Genomic DNA, 18580 nt, shown 5'->3' with positions numbered 1-18580 from the left:
TATCGGTCATTTTGCTCGCAAGCATGCCCACCATCGCGCTCGCGGCCGGCGCCATCGAGGGCGGCTCGAAGCAGGCGACCAACTGGTCGGCCATCGGCATGTTCGTCGGATTCGTCGGCCTGACGCTCGCCATCACTTATTGGGCCGCCAAACGGACCGCCTCGGCTGCAGATTTCTACTCGGCCGGCGGCGGCATCACGGGATTCCAGAACGGACTTGCGATCGCGGGCGACTACATGTCGGCGGCCTCGTTCCTCGGCTTATCGGGTCTCGTCTACACCTCGGGCTACGACGGCCTGATCTACTCGGTCGGCTGGCTGGTGGGATGGCCGATCGTCACCTTTCTGATCGCCGAGCAGTTGCGCAATCTCGGAAAGTTCACCTTTGCCGACGTCACGTCGTTTCGGCTCGGGCAGACCGAGATCCGGATCCTGGCGGCGTGCGGCTCGCTGGTGACCGTTGCATTCTACCTCATCGCGCAGATGGTCGGGGCCGGCAAGCTGATCCAGCTGTTGTTCGGTCTCGACTATTGGATCGCGGTCGTCCTGGTCGGCGGTCTGATGATGATCTACGTGACGTTCGGTGGAATGAAAGCGACGACGTGGGTGCAGATCATCAAGGCGGTGCTGTTGCTCTCGGGGGCGACGTTCATGGCCGGGGCCGTCCTCTACAAGTTCGGGTTCAGTCCGGAAGCCCTGTTCACCAAGGCAACCGAGGTGCATCCCAAGAAGCTCGCGATCATGGAGCCGGGCACCCTCATCTCCAACCCGCTCTCGGCTATCTCGCTCGGCCTGGCGCTGATGTTCGGAACGGCGGGCCTGCCTCACATCCTGATGCGCTTCTTCACCGTGAAGGACGCCCAGGCTGCCCGCAAGTCGGTGTTCTACGCCACCGGTTTCATCGGCTACTTCTATATCCTGACCTTCATCATCGGCTTTGGCGCGATCACGCTGGTTTCGACCGACGCGATGTTCCTGGACGGCAGCATCCTCGAGAAGACCAAGAGCGGAATCGCGGCGATCAAGGGCGGCTCCAACATGGCGGCGATCCACCTCGCGAACGCCGTGGGCGGCAACCTGTTCCTTGGCTTCATCTCGGCAGTTGCCTTCGCCACCATCCTTGCCGTCGTATCGGGGCTGGCGCTGGCGGGGGCATCGTCCATCAGCCACGATCTCTACGGCATGGTGATCAAGGGCGGGAACGCGAATGAGCAGGACGAGATCCGCGTGTCGAAGATCGCGACACTGGTGCTCGGCGTGCTTGCGATCTTCCTCGGCATCGTGTTCGAGAACCAGAACGTCGCCTTCATGGTCGGCCTTGCCTTCGCCATCGCAGCCTCCTGCAATTTCCCTGTGCTGGTGATGTCGATCTTCTGGAAGGGACTGACGACGCGGGGAGCGGTGATCGGCGGCTTCCTCGGTCTGGTCAGCGCGGTCGTCGGCGTGGTGCTCTCGCCGGCGGTCTGGGAGGTGACGCTTGGCTTCGCCAAGGGCTCGGCTCCGATCAGGCTGGACAATCCGGCACTGTTCTCGATGGCCATCGCCTTCGCGGGGATCTGGCTGGTCTCGATGCTGGATCGCAGCAAGCGTGCCGCGGTCGACCGCGATGGCTTCGATGCGCAATATGTCAGGTCCCAGACCGGTATCGGAGCGGCTTCAGCGACGGCTCACTGAACGAGGGTTCAAGGACATTGCTTCGACACCGGCCGGGTCAGTTGCCCCTGCCGGTGCGACTGGATGGTCAATCGCCGGGTCCTCAGGTCGTCCGCATCTTCGAAAGGTCGAAATGCCCAAGGCATTCGATATCGGCAACCCGCCGTTCGATCGTCTGACGCCGAACGAGGCCGAGACGTTGCGGTCCGCGCTCGACATCGCCTACTTCAGCCCGGGAGAAGCGATCATCAGGCGCGACGCTCCGGCGGAGGCACTCTATGTCGTGATCAAGGGCATCGTCGAGGAGAGGAGCGAGGTCGACCTGCTCGCATTGCTCGGCCCCAAGGACACGTTCGACAGTCGCGCGCTCGTTCACGATCATAACGGCCACCAGTTTTTCGCCCGCGACGAGACGCTCTGTTATGTCATCCCGCGGAAGGTCGCTCTCGATCTGATCAGGGCCAATCCACGCTTTGCCGCGTTCTTCTACCGCGAGATATCCCGGAAGCTGGACGAACTCGCCAACGACGAGGAGGCGCGACGTTACGGCTCGTTGATGCACGCCAAGGTCGGCGACTTGTTCTTGCATCCGCCGGTGTTTCTGGCGGCCGGCGACACGATCGAAACCGCCGGACACCTGATGCGCGAGATCAACAGCAATGCGCTGTTCGTCCGGGACGGCGAGCGGGTCGGCATCATCACCGGCATGAATCTGTCCAAGGCGGTGGTGCTTGGGCGCCAGTCCATCCAGACGGCGGTGGGCACGCTCGCGAATTACGACATCGTGTCCCTGCGACGCGACGATTTCGTATCCTCGGCTCTCTTGCTGATGACCAAGCACAACAAGCGGCGGCTTGCCGTGCGCGAGGATGAGGAGTTCGTCGGGATTCTGGAGGAGATCGACCTGCTGGGATTTCTGGCGGGAAGCGCCCAGGTCACGGCGGGCCGCATCGATCGTGCCTCAAGCCGGCAGGACCTTGCCACCGCGGCGCGCGAGATCGAGACGCAAACGCGCGTGCTGCGGCGGCAAGGGGTCAAGGTGGAGGTCATTGCGGAGATCGTCTCCGATCTCAACCGACGCCTGCTGTCGCGGGTGTTTGACATGGTCGCGCCGGCGAAGCTGCGCACCGGCAGCTGTCTGATCGTGATGGGAAGCGAGGGGCGGGGGGAGCAGACCGTACGGACCGATCAGGACAACGGCCTCATCCTGGCTGGCCCCGTGCAGGGTGAAATCCTGGACGCGTTCCGTCACGACTTCTTCGACGCTCTTCAGAGCTTCGGCTTTCCACCGTGTCCTGGCGACATCATGGTGCGCAATCCGGCCTGGTCCAGGCCGCTCGCCGACTATCTCGCAGATCTGCGCCGCTGGATCGTGCTTCCCGACCAGGCCGGGCACATGAATGTGGCCATCATCTACGATGCGCAGGCGATCGCGGGCGATGAACAACTCCTGGACGACGCCAAGACGGCGCTGATCGATATGACCCGGGGCGAGCAGGCGTTCATGGCCCACTTTGCGCGCGCGGTCGACGCGTTCGAGACGCCGATCGGCCTCTTCAACAATTTGATCACGTCCGAGGGCACGGGAGACGCGCTCGACCTCAAGAAAGGTGGCATCTTTCCGATCGTGCACGGCATTCGCAGCCTGGCGCTCGGACAGGGGCTGCGCGAGACCTCCACCGACAAGCGCATCTCCCGGCTCTGCGACCTCGGGGTGCTGCAAGCGGACTTTGGACGCGACCTGAAGCAGGCCTTCCGGTTCCTGCTGATGCTTCGGCTCGACGGCCAACTGGCCGCCTCCGCCGGCGCATCGGGGACGCTGGTGCGACCGTCGCACCTGTCCAGCATGGAACGCCACCTCCTGCGCGACGCACTCCAGGTGGTGAAGAAGTTTCGCGAGATCGTCGGTCATCACTTCAAGCTCGGCATGTTCTAGAATGCTGCCTCGCGCGATCAAGCGACTGTTGCACCAGGCCACCCTGAGCGACCAATCCTACCGCTTCATGTTCGGCCGTGCCCCTGACGACGAGTTCGTCGTCATCGATTGCGAGACCACGGGTCTCAACGTACGAACGGACGACGTTGTCGCGATCGCCGCGATCAAGATCCGTGGCAATCGGATTTTGACCAGCGCGCGTTTCGAAGCCATCATCCATCCCGACAGGGAGCTCGGAGCAGAGGCGATCAGGATTCACCATCTGCGCCGGTCCGACGTCGAGGCCGCGCCGATCGTTTGGAAGGTGCTGCCGAGCCTTCTGCATTTCATCGGGCCGCGCCCGCTGATCGGCTACTATGTCGACTTCGATATCGCCATGCTGGACAAGTACATCCTGCCGCTGGTGGGAATTGAGCTGCCCAACGAACGCATCGAAGTGTCGCGGCTTTATTACGACCGCAAATACGGCGACGCGCCGCCCAACACCTCGGTCGATCTGTCATTCGCCGCGATGCTGGGCGACCTCAGCATTCCGCCGCTCGGACAGCATGATGCGTTCAACGACGCATTGATGACGGCGATGATGTTCGTGCAGTTGCGCGACCTGGCCCGGCGCGGCGTGCGCATCCCGCGCCAACGTAACAGCCCGGTCTTCAATCCGACCGGGGCGTGATCGAGGCTCGGTACGGGAGCAGATTGCCCAACAATTACCGATGGGATCGCTGAGGTATCGTGACACCTGTACTGTGCATGGGGTTGTTTTACAGTTTTGGTCTAGCTCGCCGCCTCGTCGAACTGCGCACTCGCTTCGAGCCATTGCTCTTCCGCGCGCGCCAGCGCGTCGGCGGCGTTGGCGCGGGCCTTCGACAATTGCGCGGCCTGCTTGGGATCCCGCGTGAAAATGTCGGGGAGGGCGAGCGCAGTGTCGATCTTGGCGATGATCTCGGTGACGCGGGCGATCTCGGCCTCGGCCTCCGCGATGCGTTTCTTCAGCGAGCCGCGATTGTCCGACTTCGGGCGCTGCGGCTTTTCGATTTGAGAGCTGCGTTCGCGCGGAGCCGGTTCCGCATTGCGCGCGGACAGCACAAGGCGGCGATATTCGTCGAGGTCGCCGTCGTAAGTGGTCACGGTGCGGTCGGCGACGATCCAGAGCTGGTCGGCGCAGGCCTCGATCAGATAGCGGTCGTGCGAAACCATGATGATCGCGCCGGGAAACTCGTTGATGGCTTCGGCAAGAGCAGCGCGGCTGTCGATGTCGAGATGGTTGGTCGGCTCGTCCAGGATGATCATGTTTGGGCCGAAGAAGGTGGCGAGCCCCAGCAGCAGCCGCGCCTTCTCGCCGCCCGAGAGCTTTCCCGCCTTGGTGTCGGCGGCCTTGCCGGAAAAGCCGATCGCGCCGGCGCGGGCGCGCACCTTGGCCTCGGGTGCATCGTTCCCCATCAGCTTGCGGACGTGATCGTAAGTCGAGGCGTCCTCGTTCAGCTCGTCGAGCTGATGCTGCGCGAAATAGGCGATCGACAGCTTGTCGGCGCGCGTCACCTTGCCGGAGAAGGGGGCAAGCCGCGCGGCGAGCAGCTTGACCAGCGTCGACTTGCCGTTGCCGTTGGCGCCGAGAAGCGCGATGCGATCGTCATTGTCGATGCGCAGCGTCACGCGGGAGAGCACCGGCATGGCGGGATCGTAACCGACGGACACGTTGTCGACGGCGATGATCGGCGGCGACAGCAATTTCTCAGGAGCCGGAAAGGTGATCTCGCGCACGTCCTCGGTCACCAGCGCCGTGATCGGCTTCAGCCGCTCCAGCATTTTCACGCGAGACTGCGCTTGACGCGCCTTCGACGCCTTGGCCTTGAAACGGTCGACGAAGGCCTGCAGGCGGGCGCGTTCGGCCTCCTGCCGCTTGACGGCCTTGGCATCGAGCAGCTCGCGCGCGGCGCGCTGCTCCTCGAAAGAGGAGTAGCCGCCCTTGTAGAGCGTGAGCTTGCCGCGCTCCAGATGCAGGATCTGGTCGACCGAACTTTCCAGGAGGTCGCGGTCATGGCTGATCACGATCACCGTGCGCGGATAATGCGCGAGGTGGTCCTCCAGCCACAGCGTGCCTTCGAGGTCGAGATAGTTGGTGGGCTCGTCGAGCAGCAACAGGTCGGGAACCGCGAACAGCGTCGCGGCGAGCGCGACGCGCATGCGCCAGCCGCCGGAGAATTCGGCGCAGGGACGCAGCTGGTCCGCGGCGGAAAAGCCGAGGCCCGAGAGAATCGCGGCGGCGCGACTCGGCGCCGAATGGGCGTCGATGTCGACGAGCCGGGTCTGGATCTCGGCAATCCGGTGCGGATCGGTGGCGGTGTCGGCCTCTGCGAGCAGCGCTTCGCGCTCGATGTCGGCCTTAAGCACGACCGAGATCAGGCTTTCCGGTCCGTTCGGGGCTTCCTGCGCCAGGCTGCCGACGCGCCAGCGCGGCGGCAGGCTCACCGAGCCGTGCTCCGCCGAAAGCTCGCCGCGGATCACCTTGAACAGCGTCGATTTGCCGGTGCCGTTGCGCCCGACCATGCCGACCCGCGCGCCGGGCGTGATCTGCACGGAGGTGCTGTCAATCAGAAGGCGTCCGGCGAGACGGACGGAGAGGTCGGTGATGGTGAGCATGCGGCCTTGTCACCGCAGGCGGGATCAAACGCAACCCGATTTTTTCGTCAATGCGTATCGAGGTCGCGCTTCCTCAGCTCGTTCAAAAGCTGCTCGAGATGGGTCGGGAGCCGCGACTCGGGTCGGAGGCTCTGCTGAAGCCGCTCGCCCACGGCATCGCAGATCGAGCGGCTGGTGCGCCGGTCGATCTGTTCGCTGTCATTGGCAAGGAGGCCAGCCATCTCAGGGTTCCCAGTATTTAAAGTAACGACGCCCTACCAAGTCATTGGCCCCCAAAATGGTTTCGCCAAGCCTTGGGATGACTGGCCTTCTAGTAAAAATTGTATGAATTCGCTGAATCTGCCCAAAGATAAGGCCCCGGCGGGGGGACACCGGGGCCTCTCCTTGGAAGGTACCGCAGGGGGAACAGTACCTCACGTATTCAGAAATGTGCTGTCGGGCTCAGTAGCAGCGGTTGATCAGCCGCCAGCGGGGTCCCCAGGGGGTCGGGACCAGCCGGCGCACATAGCAGCCGCCATAGCCGTAGGAGACAGGGGCATAGGCATAAAAGCGCGGTCCGCCCCAGCCCCAGCCGTGATGCCAGCCGCCGCCATGCCAGCCCCAGCCGCCATGCCAGTGAGCGGAGGCGGAGGTGGGAGCGAGCGCGGCACCCAGGGCGACCGCGGCGACTGCAGCGAGCGAAAGTTTCCTCAACATGATGATCTCCTCAAAACTGCCGGCGCGGGGCTATCGCGTCGATGGAAAGGCCGCCGAAACGATCCGCCTCGGCAAGGAGGCTTGGTTTCGATGGCGCCGACGATACGCCAGCGAGGCTGAACCAAACCCTGACAGCGCCTTCAGATTGGGTTCATCTGGGTGAAATCGTTGTAATCCATGCTGGAATCCGGCCCGGTTCAGGGCTTCCGTCTGCGGCGAAGCGCCCGTGAGGCGGATCCGCCACTCGCTTGCCGGATCGCGAAGGCGCCGATATAAGCCCCGCAACTCCGAACCACGCTTTTTCTCTTCAAGGACAAGATCATGGCCATCGAACGCACTTTCTCGATCATCAAGCCCGACGCCACCGCGCGTAACCTGACCGGCGCCGTGAACGCCGTGATCGAGAAGGCGGGCCTGCGCATCGTCGCGCAGAAGCGCATCCGCATGACCAAGGAACAGGCCGAGACCTTCTACGCCGTCCACAAGTCCCGCCCGTTCTTCGGCGAGCTCGTCGAGTTCATGACCTCGGGCCCGGTCGTCGTTCAGGTGCTGGAAGGCGAGAGCGCCGTCGCCAAGTACCGCGACGTCATGGGCGCGACCGATCCGTCCAAGGCGGCCGACGGCACCATCCGCAAGCTCTACGCCAAGTCGATCGGCGAGAACTCGGCTCACGGCTCGGATGCTCCGGAGACCGCCGCGATCGAGATCGCGCAGTTCTTCTCGGGCAACGAGATCGTCGGCTAACCAGCCGGCAGGTTAGGTCGACAGGGGACTCATTGTGAACTGGCTCGGGCAGATCTTCGATCCCGCCACGATCGGGGCATTCTTCACCCAGTTCCGCAATGAGATGGCCGAGCCGACCTTCTGGATCGCGGTCGGCAAGATCATCTGGATCAACGTCCTGCTCTCCGGCGACAACGCGCTGGTGATCGCGCTTGCCTGCCGCGGCCTCAAGCCGCGGCACCGGCTGTGGGGCATGGTGCTCGGGGCCGGCGCCGCGGTGCTGCTGCGGATCATCTTCACCGGCATCGTCGCCAGCCTGATGGCGCTGCCGTATCTGAAGCTGGTCGGCGGCCTCGCACTGATCGTGATCGCGGCCAAGCTGGTGGTGCCTGAGAACGAGGAGGAGGACGTCGAATCCGCCTCGCATCTGTGGCAGGCGGTGCAGATCGTCGTCGTCGCCGACATCATCATGAGTCTGGACAATGTCATCGCGGTCGCCGCCGCCGCCAATGGCAGCGTGCCGCTGCTGGTGCTCGGTCTCGCCATCTCGGTGCCGCTGATTGTCGCGGGCGCTGCGCTGATCATGGCACTGCTCGCAAAACTGCCGATCCTGGTGTGGGCCGGCGCGGCGCTGCTCGGCTGGATCGCCGGCGAGGTGATCGCGACCGATCCCGGGGTAGAGCCGAAGCTGCATTCGCTCTCCGAAGGTCCGTTCGGCGCCTCGCTGGACCGGATGCTCGGCACTCTGCATATCCCGCCGCAATTCGCCCACGGCGGAGATGGCGCTGAATATCTCTGCGCCGCCCTCGGCGTCGTCGTCGTGCTGCTGGTCGGCGCGATCTGGCGCCGGCGCAGCCTGCATGCCGCTGCGCTCGAAGCCTCCGAGGCGCATGCCAAGGCGTCTGCCGAGTAAAAAAGGCGTCTGCCGAGTGAAATCTACCGCCGCACGATCGACCCCGATCGTCCGATCAGGCGGGCGAGCTGCTTGAAGCGGCTGCCGACGCGGTCGGCGACGAGATCACCTAACCTATGCTCGAACACCAGCATCAGCTTGCGCCCATGGCTGCGGAAATGCGTGGCGGGCAGTACGCCCGGGCGCGCCGCCGAGATCAGATGCGCGACGCGGAAGGCCGCGCCAAGCAGGCGGGCGCGCTCGAGCTGGGCCGGCGTCAGCAATTCCTGCACGGTCAGCGGCGGCTGGTTCTCTTCGCTGAGGCCGGCATAGCGATAGAATACCGACAGGCCGATGAAGGCGCGCTCGCGATGGTCGATCGCTCCGAAATTGGCGTTGACCACGAGGCTCAGCGTCTGCTCGCCGCGATGATCGGGATGGACGCGCCAGCCGATGTCGGACAGAAGGCAGGCAGTATGGCGCAGGCGACGGTCTTCCTCGGTCTCGCGCAGCTTCACCACGCGCGCGAGGCGATCGGTCCAGGCGATCAGCTCACGGGCGTGCTTGGCCGAGCGCGACAGCAGCTGGTTGAGCTCCTCCGCCGCGCAGATCAGCCCGTCCTTGTTGCGCTCGGACTCCGGCAGCTTCTCGTGCAGCAGGCCTTCGCGCACGCCGAAGGTCGAGAACACGATGGTCTTCGGCTTAGCAACGCGGATGATGTGCTCGAGCACGAGTGCTGCGTAGGTGAGGAGCGGGCGCCGCGCATCCGCGACGACCTCGATGTCGGCGAGCATGTTGGCGGCGGCGAGGCGCCGCAGTCGGCGGGCAAAATCGAGCGCCTCGGCCGCTTGTATGGAATAGCCGTGCATCACCTGCAGCGGATAGCCGCTCTGGATGATGTGGATGCGCGCAAGCGCGCGCCAGGTGCCGCCGACGGCGTAGAAGGTGCGGCCGCGACCGGTGGCGAGCTGGTCGACCTCGTCAATCGCCTCGCGCACGATGCGATCGGCGCGCTTCAGCGATTTGTGCGCGAGGTCCTGGAGCGCGAGGCCGCCGAGCGGCAGCGTCACGCCGCTGCGCAAGCTGTTGCCGCGTACGTCGATCAGTTCGAGCGAGCCGCCGCCGAGATCGCCCACGATGCCGTCGGGACGGTGAATACCGGAGATCACACCGAGCGCCGACAGCTTTGCTTCGCGCGGTCCCGAGAGGATCTCGATCTTCACGGCGCAGATGCGCTCGGCTTTTGCAATGAAGTCGGGGCCGTTGGAAGCATCGCGGCAGGCGGCGGTCGCGATCGCGAACACGCGGCCGACCTGCATCACGCGGCACAGCGCGCGAAAGCGCTTCAGCGAAGTCAGCGCCTTGTCGACGGCGTCAGGCGCGAGCAGGCCCGTGCTCTGCACCTCGCGCCCGAGGCCGCACAGCGTCTTTTCATTGAAGATCGGAATCAGGCTCCGCGCCAGCGCCTCGTAGACGACGAGACGAACCGAGTTGGAGCCGATGTCGATGACCGCGACGCTAGCGCCACGCTTGCGCGGCCGTTTCAAGGCGAGGATCTCCGGTCAGGACTGATGGCGTTCGTTCCGGCGCGTGAGACGGCGCGGCGAGGATTCCTTGAGCGACTTTCCACGGCCAGACAGACTCGGATTTGTCATGAAGTAATTGTGCACGTTGAAAGGCTCTTCGCCCTTCGCGGCCTTCATACGCGTTGAGGACCCGTCCGGCAACAATTGCCAGCTTTGCTCGTTGTCCTTGAGATTCGCGACCATGATCTGTTCGAGAACCTGCTGATGCACCGTCGGATTTTGCAGCGGACACAGCACCTCGACACGGCGGTCGAGGTTGCGCGGCATCATATCCGCCGACGAGATATACACAGCCGCTTTCGCGCTCGGCAGGCCCTGGCCCATGCCGAAGCAATAGATTCGGCCGTGTTCCAGGAATCGTCCGATGATGGACTTGACGCGGATATTCTCCGACAGGCCGGGAATGCCGGGGCGCAGGCAGCAGATACCGCGGACCACGAGCTCGACCTGCACGCCGGCCTGTGAGGCTTCATAAAGCGCATCGATGATATCAGGATCGACGAGCGCATTCATCTTCATCCAGACCGCGCCGGGCTTGCCGTGACGGGCGTGCTCGGTCTCGCCCTGGATGTGCTCGATGATGCGCTTGCGCAAGGTCAGCGGCGACACCGCCATCTTTTCCAGATCACTCGGCGCGGCGTAGCCGGTGATGAAGTTGAACACGCGCGCGGCGTCGCGGCCGATGGTTGGTTCCGAGGTGAAGTAGGACAGGTCGGTATAAATACGCGCGGTGACCGGATGATAGTTGCCGGTGCCGGTATGGACGTAAGTGGTGAGGCTGCCGCCCTCGCGGCGCACCACCATCGAGAGCTTGGCGTGCGTCTTCAATTCGAGGAAGCCGTAGACGACTTGCACGCCGGCGCGTTCGAGGTCGCGCGCCCAGCGGATGTTGGCTTCTTCGTCGAAGCGCGCCTTCAACTCGATCAGCGCGGTGACGGACTTGCCGGCTTCGGCAGCTTCGGCGAGCGCGCGCACGATCGGCGAGTTGTTGGAGGTGCGGTAGAGCGTCTGCTTGATCGCGACGACGTCGGGATCGCGCGCGGCCTGTTGGAGAAATTGCACCACCACGTCGAAGGATTCGTAAGGATGATGGACGATCAGGTCCTTTTGTCTGATAGCCGCGAAGATATCGCCGCCATGCTCGCGCACGCGCTCGGGATGGCGCGGCACGTAAGGGGTGAATTCGAGATCAGGCCGGTCGAGCCGGGTGAGTTGCGACAGCTCGTTCATGGCAAGCACGCCGTCGACCAGGAATACCTCGTCGTCGGCCGCCGACAGCGCGTGCTGCACGAAGTTGCGCAGTTCTTCCGGCATCTTGGCGTCGATCTCAAGCCGGATCACCGATCCGCGGCGACGCCGCTTCAGCGCGGTCTCGAACAGGCGGACGAGGTCTTCGGCTTCTTCCTCGATTTCGAGCTCGGAGTCGCGGATGATGCGGAAGGCGCCCTGGCCGTGGAGACTGTAGCCGGGGAACAGGCGGTTGATGAACAGGCTGGTGGCCTGCTCCAGCGAGATCAGGCGGACCTTGCTCTCGGCCGGCAGGCGGATGAAGCGGTCGATCTTGCCGGGCATGCGGATCAGCGCGTTCATCGGCTTGCCATCAGCCTCGCGCGTCAGCTGGAGTGCGATGGTGAAGCCGAGGCTCGGGATGAACGGGAAGGGGTGGGCCGGATCGATCGCCAGCGGCGTCAGCAGCGGGAACACGTTGTTGAGGAAATACTCCTCGAGCCAGGTTCGCTCCGCCTTGGTGACGTCCTTACCGTCGACCAGCGCGATGCCGACGTCGGCCAGCGTGCCGCGCAACTCACGCCAGATCGCCTGCTGATCACTGGCAAGTTGCGAAACCGTGCGGTTGATCAGCGCCAGCTGCTCGGACGGGGTCAGCCCGTCAGGGGCACGCTCGGCAATGCCCTCGCGGACCTGCGCCTTGATGCCGGCGACGCGGACCATGAAGAACTCGTCGAGGTTATTGGCTGAGATCGACAGGAATCGCACCCGCTCCAGCATGGGGTGGCTGGGGTTGACCGATTCCTCCAGGACGCGACGGTTGAAATGCAGCCAGGACAACTCGCGATTGATGAATCGCTCGGGGCTTGAGGCGATCGCCGGCAAGCCCCCGGTTTCCGTGGCTTTCTCCTTTGTTTCAACAGCTTGCGCGGAATCCATGAGAAGTCGGTCCATCCATTTCGCCCCAATTTGCGACTTATGCGCAAAACCGGCCGGAGCATGTGTTAATGCGATGACGTTTCGATGACATTGATGTTCCGCCGCCGCGCCGCGCCGCGTCAAGCGGGCCCGGCGCTCAGGCGTCCCGAAGCAGCTCGGCGGCCAGCGCCCTTGTGACGGGACGGCCGAGCCGCAGCGCCTCGCTGTCGAGCTGTTCCACCGCGCGCCGTGCGGCGGCCGAGGAGCGCTCCAGCCGGGTCGCAAGGTAGCTCACGACAGCCTCGTCCACGGTGAGCTGGCGATCGGCACAGAACTTGACGATCAGGCCGCGGAACAGCTGGTCATCCGGTGGCGCGAGCGAAATCACGGGGATCGTCCGCAGCCGGGAGCGCAGGTCGCGGAGCTCGACCTCCACCGCCGCGGGCGCCTCGCGACCGGTGAACAGCACATAGGCGCCGTCCTCGCGGGCCAGGTTCATCAGATGGAAGAGAGCACGCTCGTCAAAATCACCAGCCTTGAGATCCTCAACGACCAGCGCGCCGGTCGCAAGCGCGCCGGGGACGGCGGCGGCACTCAGGGCGCCGGCTGTGGTCGAGCGGGCGCCTGATTCCTCGGCCCAGATCGCGGCGAGATGGCTTTTGCCCGAGCCTTCCGGGCCGGCGAGCCACATGATCCGGTTGGGCCATTCCGGCCAGCTGTCGATCAGGGCAAGACCGGCGGCATTGGCAGGGCCCTCGAGGAAATTGTCCCGGCTGAGGCTCTCCGCATGTGGAAGCGAAAACGCCAATTGTCGGGGATGAACGCGGCCTGCCACGCTTGCTTTGCTCCTTACCGGCGCGCCGGCATTGTCTGACGAGAATGGACTTATTCGATCGGGAGTTGGCCTTTTGCTGGGCCGCACCCCTCTCATTTGGCTTCGATCGTGCTCATGTGCCGCAGCCACTCCACGAGATAGAGCGACACCGAGGACAGGGTGAACACCGTGACGAGCCCCATCAGGATTATATCATACGGCGACGACCTGAAGCCGAAGGCGAGGGCGGCCAGCACCAGCGCCGCATACGCGACCTGTGCCGCTGTGTTTAGCTTGGATACTTTCGACGGCCTCATCTCCACCGGCTTGTCGAATAGCCAGGACACGATCACCGCAGTGACGATCATGATGTCGCGGGATACCACCAGGATCACGATCCAGCGCGGGATGTCGCCCCAGATGCCGAGCGACAGGTAGATCGACACCAGCAGCGCCTTGTCGGCCAGCGGATCGAGCAGGGCGCCGAGCTCGCTGGTCATGTTGAAGCGCTTGGCCAAAAAGCCGTCGACGGCGTCGCTGATGCCTGCGATCAGGAAGACGGCGAACGCCACCTCCATTTGGCTCGACACGATGGCCCAAACGATAATCGGGACCAGCATGATGCGGCCCAGGGTAATAATGTTTGGAATACTCACACGGCGCTTCCCGGCACCCGACCTGACCTTGAATCCGACCTCTAAGAGGCTGAACCGGTTGATATCTCTACATAGTATAGGGCGGGGCGCCACGCTTGCCATTGCGCATCCCCGGAATTCGACGTAACCAGCCGCAAACCCACTGGAAATCGGGCATGACCGACCGCAAAAACGGCCTCACTTACGCCGATTCAGGCGTCGATATCGACGCGGGCAACCGCCTGGTCGACCTGATCAAGCCGATGGTGCGCGCCACCGCCCGGCCGGGCGCGGATGCCGAGATCGGCGGATTCGGCGGCCTGTTCGACCTCAAGGCGGCCGGCTTCAAGGACCCCGTCCTGGTTGCGGCCACTGACGGTGTCGGCACCAAGGTCAAGATCGCGATCGAGACCGGCCTGCATGGCGGGATCGGCATCGACCTCGTCGCCATGAGCGTCAACGACCTCGTGGTGCAGGGCGCCGAGCCGCTGTTCTTCCTCGACTATTTCGCTTGTGGCAAGCTCGACCCGGAGGCCACCGCCGCCATCGTGGCAGGCGTCGCCGAGGGCTGCCGCGAGTCCGGCTGCGCCCTGATCGGCGGCGAGACCGCGGAGATGCCCGGCCTCTACAAGGACGGCGACTACGACCTCGGCGGATTTGCCGTCGGCGCGGCCGAGCGCGGCACGCTATTGCCGCGCAAGGACATCGCCGCGGGCGATGCCGTGATCGGTCTTGCCTCGTCGGGCGTGCATTCCAACGGCTTCTCGCTGGTGCGCAAGATCGTGGAACAGTCCGGCCTCGGCTTCGAGGCGCAGGCGCCATTTGCCCCTGTTATGACGCTCGGCGGCGCGCTGCTGACGCCGACGAGGCTCTACGTCAAATCCTGCCTGAGGGCGATCCGCGAGACCGGTGCAGTGAAGGGCCTTGCCCATATCACCGGCGGCGGTTTCACCGACAACATTCCGCGCGTGCTGCCTGCAAATCTTGGCGTCGGCATTGATCTGGCACGCCTGCCGGTGCTGCCGGTGTTCAAATGGCTGGCCGCCCAAGCCGGCATCGCGGAGCTCGAAATGCTCCGGACCTTCAACTGCGGCATCGGCATGGTCGCGATTGTCGAGCCCGAGAGGGTCGATGAGGTGGTGCGGGTCTTCACTGATGCCGGCGAGACCGTAGCTCAGCTCGGCACCGTGATCCCGGCCGAGGGCGAGCACCGCGTCGTCTATAACGGCCACCTCGACTTGGCACTGTGATGACTGCCGCTGCGATGAAACGGCGCGTCGCCATCCTGATCTCAGGCCGCGGCTCCAACATGTCGGCGCTGATCAAGGCAGCCAGCGCCGCGGATTTCCCGGCGGAGATCTCACTCGTCGTCTCGAACAAGGCTGACGCGCTCGGGCTCGAACGGGCCAAGGCGGCCGGCGTGACAACGTTGGTGATCGAAAGCAAGCCGTTCGGCAAGGATCGCGCCGGGTTCGAGAAAGCGCTGCAGGCCGCGCTCGATCAGCACGGCATCGAGCTGATCTGCCTCGGTGGCTTCATGCGCCTGTTCACGGCCGAGTTCGCCAGGGCGTGGTACGGGCGGATGCTCAACATCCATCCGTCGCTATTGCCGTCATTCCCCGGCCTCGACCCGCACGGCCAAGCCTTGCGCGCCGGCGTCAAACTGTCTGGCGCGACAGTCCATTTCGTGGTCCCCGAGACCGACGCCGGCCCGATCGTGATGCAAGGCGCGGTGCCCGTCAGCGATCACGACACGGCCGACACCCTGTCCGAGCGCATCCTCGAAGTCGAGCACCGCATCTATCCCGCGGCGCTGAGCCTGCTTGCGACCGGCAAGGTCAGGATCGAGGGCGACGTTTGCAAGACCGCGGGGAGTGGGGCGTCAGAGAATTTCTTGATTGCGCCGGTGGCGACCTGACGCGCACTCGCGTTTCGTCGCCCCAAACAAATGCCCCCGGCAGAGCCGGGGGCATCGTCATGATCTCTCGCTGATATCTTCGAGAGAAATCAGGAAACCTTGAGGTTCTCCGCGGATGTCTTGCCGCGGTTCTCCACGAGGTCGTATTCAACGACCTGGTTTTCGTTAAGGGTAGAAAGTCCGGCACGCTCGACCGCCGAGATGTGGACGAACACGTCCTTGTCGCCGCCGTTCGGCTTGATGAATCCGTAGCCCTTGGTTGGGTTGAACCATTTGACGGTGCCCTTTTGTGGCATCCTCAGTCTCCTCCGCTAGATACTAAAAAGACGCGGCCGCTTTTCGCGTGCCACGTCACAAACGGGCTTCCGGAAGTCTGTTCGAGTCTTGAGCCTGTCGCGAAACGCACAGCCGAGCGGCCAATTCCGATTGTGTACGATATTCCAACACGAAAACCGTGCGCTCGCAAGCTGCGTGCAAACTTCAAGACTGCGCAGGAAATGGCCGCCCGCAATTTGTGACCTGTGGCAGCGGAACCACAATTGGAGGAATCACCCCGGCGAAAGCACGCGGACCGGTTGACCCCTCGTGGCAGTTCAGCACAAATCGTCGCACCTGCTCGCCCTCCGTGTTGTATTTTTGCGGGCCGCCATTTTGCTTCGGGAATAGTCGTCATGTGCTGCACTCAGCAGCCACAAGGGATACGGCAGACGATCGGGCTGGACCGTGTCCGCCGGATCGTGACGGCGATCGCCATGACGCTCGCGGTTGTTGCGATGCTGCCGGCGACCGCGGCCTTCGCGCAGACCCCGACGCCGACTTCGTCTCCGACGCCAACGCCAACGCCGACGCCGACCCCGACACCGTCCCCTTCGCCGTCCCCGGGCACGACGTCGACCAATGCCAACCAGTCAGCCGGCAACAGCACGCTCAATCTGGGTTCGAATTTTCTGGAGCGGCTGGGCGGTCAGGCCTCGAACGGCGTCAACCGGGCCTCCCGCACCAATCCCGGCGGCGGCGGTGCGTCGGAGAACGCGGAGGATCCGCGCTACCGCACCTGGTTCGAGGGTTACGGCATATCAGTCCGCACCGATCCGCAAGGTGATTTCGTCGGTGACAAGCGCACCACGTTCGGCGGTGTCGCCGGCTTCGGGGCGCGGGTCGCGCCAGGCGTCAACCTCGGCTTCTCCGTCGACCAGAGCCACACCGACATCGACGTGCCGCTCGCGCTTCAGTCGGCGACACTCGACCTGACGCAGATCGGTTTCAACGGTTCCGTCGACAAGGGACCATGGACCTGGGCCTTCGCGCTGGTGCACGGTTTCGGCAAGGTCCATTCCAGCCGTGATACCGGCTTCGGCCTTGCCGTCGCGGGGTATCACGCCACAGTCGACGGTGCGCTCACCGAGATCAACTATTACTGGACCAAGGATCAGATGCGCATCGTGCCCAAGGGCGCGCTCGAATATGTGCGCGCCACTGGCGCGGCATTCCAGGAAGCCGGGGGACTTGACCCACTCAACGTCGGCTCGAGCGCTATCTCGCGTGCGCGCGTCATGATCGGCGCCGAGGTCGGGCGTTACTTCATTTTCGATCGGAAAATCCTGGACCTCTCGGCCTACGGCAAGTTCGTCGACAATTTTTATCAGGACCTCGGCTCGGTGCAGGTCAGCCTCGGGACCCAGAACATCATCGTCCCCGGCATCGGCGAGAGCCGTTACGGCATGGACGCTGGCGCCTCGGCCTCGCTCAGCCTGACCAATACCGCGCGGCTGTATGTCAATTACGACGGCAAGTTCCGCAACGAGCTGACATCGCACCAGGGCACGGTCGGCTTCGAATATCGGTGGTGAAGGGACCGCTCCGTCCCACTCATGTCGGCGTCGCCGCAACGTATCCGGACAATCCAAAGCCCTCTCGCGCCGCCGTCATCATCGGTACCAACGCGTTCGGATGGATGAAATCGTTGCGGAAGCAGGGATGGGTTTTGGGATCGAAGATCTTTTTCAGCCAGTCGACCACGATCTTGTGCCGCTCGGAGGTGCGGAACTCCTTGTGATAGGTGAGCCAGAGGTCGGCGTGGTGGCTGACGTCGAGGTCGACAGCGACGAGCGGCGCGCCGAGCGCGATCGACACCGTCGGCAGGAAGCCGATGCCGGCGCCGCGCTCGACCGCGTAGAGCACGCCGACGGACGAGTTGGTCTTGATCCCGACAATGCCTTCGAGCGATTTGAGCCCGAGCACGCGCGCATAGGCGCTGTCATCGACCTGTGGCGAGCTCTGCTTGATGATGCGATGGTTCGGCAATTCGGCCAGCGTCGCAGGCAGGCCGTAGAGATTCGCATATTCCCTGGAGACGAAGGGGTAGATGTGCAACCGGCCGAGCTTGGCGACGATGAGATCGGGATTGGTCGGTGGCTCGAGCTGGATCGCGATGTCCGACTCCAGTCGTGCGACGTCGGCCTGCTCCATCGCACAACGCAAATCGACGGTGATCTTGCGATAGGTCTTCTGGAAATCGATCAGCCGCGGCAGAATCCAGAAATTGCCGGGACCTTCCGTCACCGCGACGCGCACGGTGCCCGACGTATCGTTCGATGCGCGTGAGGCGCGGCGGAAGACGTTGAAGGCGTGACGCTCCATGTGCGCGACGTCGGCAATCATCGCGGTGCCTTCGTCGCTGAGCGTGAGCCCGCTCTGGTCACGCAGGAAAAGCTTGCAACCGATGCTCTCTTCGAGCCGGTCGATCCTTCGCATCAATGTGGTGGAGGTGAGCCCGAGCTCTTCGGCAGCGTTGCGGAAACTTTTAAACTTCGCGCAAGCTAAAAACAGCTTCAAATCGTCCCAGGACGCATTTAGCGCTTCTTCATGGTGCTGCATCATTGCAGCACCCCGGTGCAATACTTGGTGCATACACCTGATCTCCAACCGCTAAGCTTCCGCTCG

17 protein-coding genes are annotated in these 18580 nt (G+C 64.0%); 8 read left to right on the top strand and 9 right to left on the bottom strand.

Features of this window, described 5'->3' with window-relative positions:
* Nucleotides 1–23 precede the first annotated feature (23 nt).
* The 3 genes from XH80_RS37810 (at nt 24) to XH80_RS37800 (ending at nt 4261) form a co-directional block, all read left to right on the top strand.
* Nucleotides 24–1673, top strand: a complete 1650-nt coding sequence (locus XH80_RS37810) for a cation acetate symporter (RefSeq protein WP_442869205.1) — start codon at nt 24–26, stop codon at nt 1671–1673.
* 112 nt (nt 1674–1785) lie between these two features.
* Nucleotides 1786–3588 (top strand): putative nucleotidyltransferase substrate binding domain-containing protein, encoded by a 1803-nt coding sequence (locus XH80_RS37805; protein WP_271603009.1) that lies wholly within the window; start codon nt 1786–1788, stop codon nt 3586–3588.
* Nucleotide 3589: 1 nt separating this feature from the next.
* Nucleotides 3590–4261, top strand: coding sequence for a 3'-5' exonuclease (locus XH80_RS37800; protein WP_271603008.1), 672 nt, complete (start codon nt 3590–3592; stop codon nt 4259–4261).
* A 101-nt stretch (nt 4262–4362) separates the two neighbouring features.
* On the opposite strand, the gene XH80_RS37795 is transcribed toward XH80_RS37800, so the two are convergent.
* The 3 genes from XH80_RS37795 to XH80_RS37785 all read right to left on the bottom strand — a co-directional run bounded on the left by XH80_RS37795 (nt 4363) and on the right by XH80_RS37785 (nt 6924).
* The gene (locus tag XH80_RS37795) at nt 4363–6228 is read right to left on the bottom strand and encodes an ABC-F family ATP-binding cassette domain-containing protein (RefSeq protein WP_271603007.1); all 1866 of its coding nucleotides are present in this window, start codon (nt 6226–6228) and stop codon (nt 4363–4365) included.
* Nucleotides 6229–6275: 47 nt separating this feature from the next.
* A complete protein-coding gene (locus XH80_RS37790) occupies nt 6276–6449 on the bottom strand; it encodes a hypothetical protein (protein WP_271603006.1) in 174 nt (57 codons plus the stop codon).
* 220 nt (nt 6450–6669) lie between these two features.
* A complete protein-coding gene (locus XH80_RS37785; RefSeq protein ID WP_220003506.1) occupies nt 6670–6924 on the bottom strand; it encodes a sulfur globule protein precursor in 255 nt (84 codons plus the stop codon).
* Between the two features lie 321 nt (nt 6925–7245).
* Between XH80_RS37785 and ndk the strand changes: the two genes are divergently transcribed.
* A complete protein-coding gene (ndk, locus tag XH80_RS37780; protein WP_271603005.1) occupies nt 7246–7668 on the top strand; it encodes a nucleoside-diphosphate kinase in 423 nt (140 codons plus the stop codon).
* A gap of 34 nt (nt 7669–7702) precedes the next feature.
* The gene (locus XH80_RS37775) at nt 7703–8560 is read left to right on the top strand and encodes a TerC family protein (RefSeq protein WP_271603004.1); all 858 of its coding nucleotides are present in this window, start codon (nt 7703–7705) and stop codon (nt 8558–8560) included.
* Between the two features lie 23 nt (nt 8561–8583).
* Here XH80_RS37775 and ppx read toward each other — a convergent pair whose 3' ends face one another.
* The 4 genes from ppx to XH80_RS37755 form a co-directional block, all read right to left on the bottom strand.
* A complete protein-coding gene (ppx, locus tag XH80_RS37770) occupies nt 8584–10086 on the bottom strand; it encodes an exopolyphosphatase (protein WP_271603003.1) in 1503 nt (500 codons plus the stop codon).
* A 15-nt stretch (nt 10087–10101) separates the two neighbouring features.
* On the bottom strand, nt 10102–12291 hold the full coding sequence (locus XH80_RS37765) for an RNA degradosome polyphosphate kinase (RefSeq protein ID WP_057757885.1): 2190 nt from the start codon (nt 12289–12291) through the stop codon (nt 10102–10104).
* Nucleotides 12292–12427: 136 nt separating this feature from the next.
* Nucleotides 12428–13105 carry a DnaA ATPase domain-containing protein gene (locus tag XH80_RS37760; RefSeq protein WP_057757882.1) on the bottom strand — a complete coding sequence of 226 codons (678 nt, stop codon included), beginning with the start codon at nt 13103–13105 and terminating at the stop codon, nt 12428–12430.
* A gap of 92 nt (nt 13106–13197) precedes the next feature.
* A complete protein-coding gene (locus tag XH80_RS37755; RefSeq protein ID WP_057757879.1) occupies nt 13198–13740 on the bottom strand; it encodes a CDP-alcohol phosphatidyltransferase family protein in 543 nt (180 codons plus the stop codon).
* A 155-nt stretch (nt 13741–13895) separates the two neighbouring features.
* Between XH80_RS37755 and purM the strand changes: the two genes are divergently transcribed.
* Together purM and purN are read left to right on the top strand one after the other, a co-directional pair.
* The gene (gene purM / locus XH80_RS37750) at nt 13896–14969 is read left to right on the top strand and encodes a phosphoribosylformylglycinamidine cyclo-ligase (protein WP_271603002.1); all 1074 of its coding nucleotides are present in this window, start codon (nt 13896–13898) and stop codon (nt 14967–14969) included.
* A gap of 14 nt (nt 14970–14983) precedes the next feature.
* Nucleotides 14984–15637 (top strand): phosphoribosylglycinamide formyltransferase, encoded by a 654-nt coding sequence (gene purN, locus XH80_RS37745; protein WP_271603001.1) that lies wholly within the window; start codon nt 14984–14986, stop codon nt 15635–15637.
* Between the two features lie 89 nt (nt 15638–15726).
* On the opposite strand, the gene XH80_RS37740 is transcribed toward purN, so the two are convergent.
* Nucleotides 15727–15933 carry a cold-shock protein gene (locus XH80_RS37740; RefSeq protein ID WP_057757870.1) on the bottom strand — a complete coding sequence of 69 codons (207 nt, stop codon included), beginning with the start codon at nt 15931–15933 and terminating at the stop codon, nt 15727–15729.
* Between the two features lie 375 nt (nt 15934–16308).
* Between XH80_RS37740 and XH80_RS37735 the strand changes: the two genes are divergently transcribed.
* Complete coding sequence (locus XH80_RS37735) at nt 16309–17487, top strand: autotransporter outer membrane beta-barrel domain-containing protein (protein WP_271603000.1); 1179 nt, start codon at nt 16309–16311, stop codon at nt 17485–17487.
* Nucleotides 17488–17506: 19 nt separating this feature from the next.
* Here the strand turns inward: XH80_RS37735 and XH80_RS37730 are convergent, their stop codons facing one another.
* Entirely contained in the window at nt 17507–18547 is a 1041-nt protein-coding gene (locus XH80_RS37730) for a LysR family transcriptional regulator (RefSeq protein WP_271602999.1), read from the bottom strand.
* Nucleotides 18548–18580: the final 33 nt, after the last annotated feature.

Origin of the sequence: Bradyrhizobium sp. CCBAU 45384 (genome assembly GCF_028128665.1) — a bacterium.
In the GTDB taxonomy this organism is placed as follows: Bacteria; Pseudomonadota; Alphaproteobacteria; order Rhizobiales; family Xanthobacteraceae; genus Bradyrhizobium; species Bradyrhizobium manausense.
Note: the sequence above shows the minus strand (reverse complement) of the source record. Positions and strands in the feature narration are given on the sequence as shown.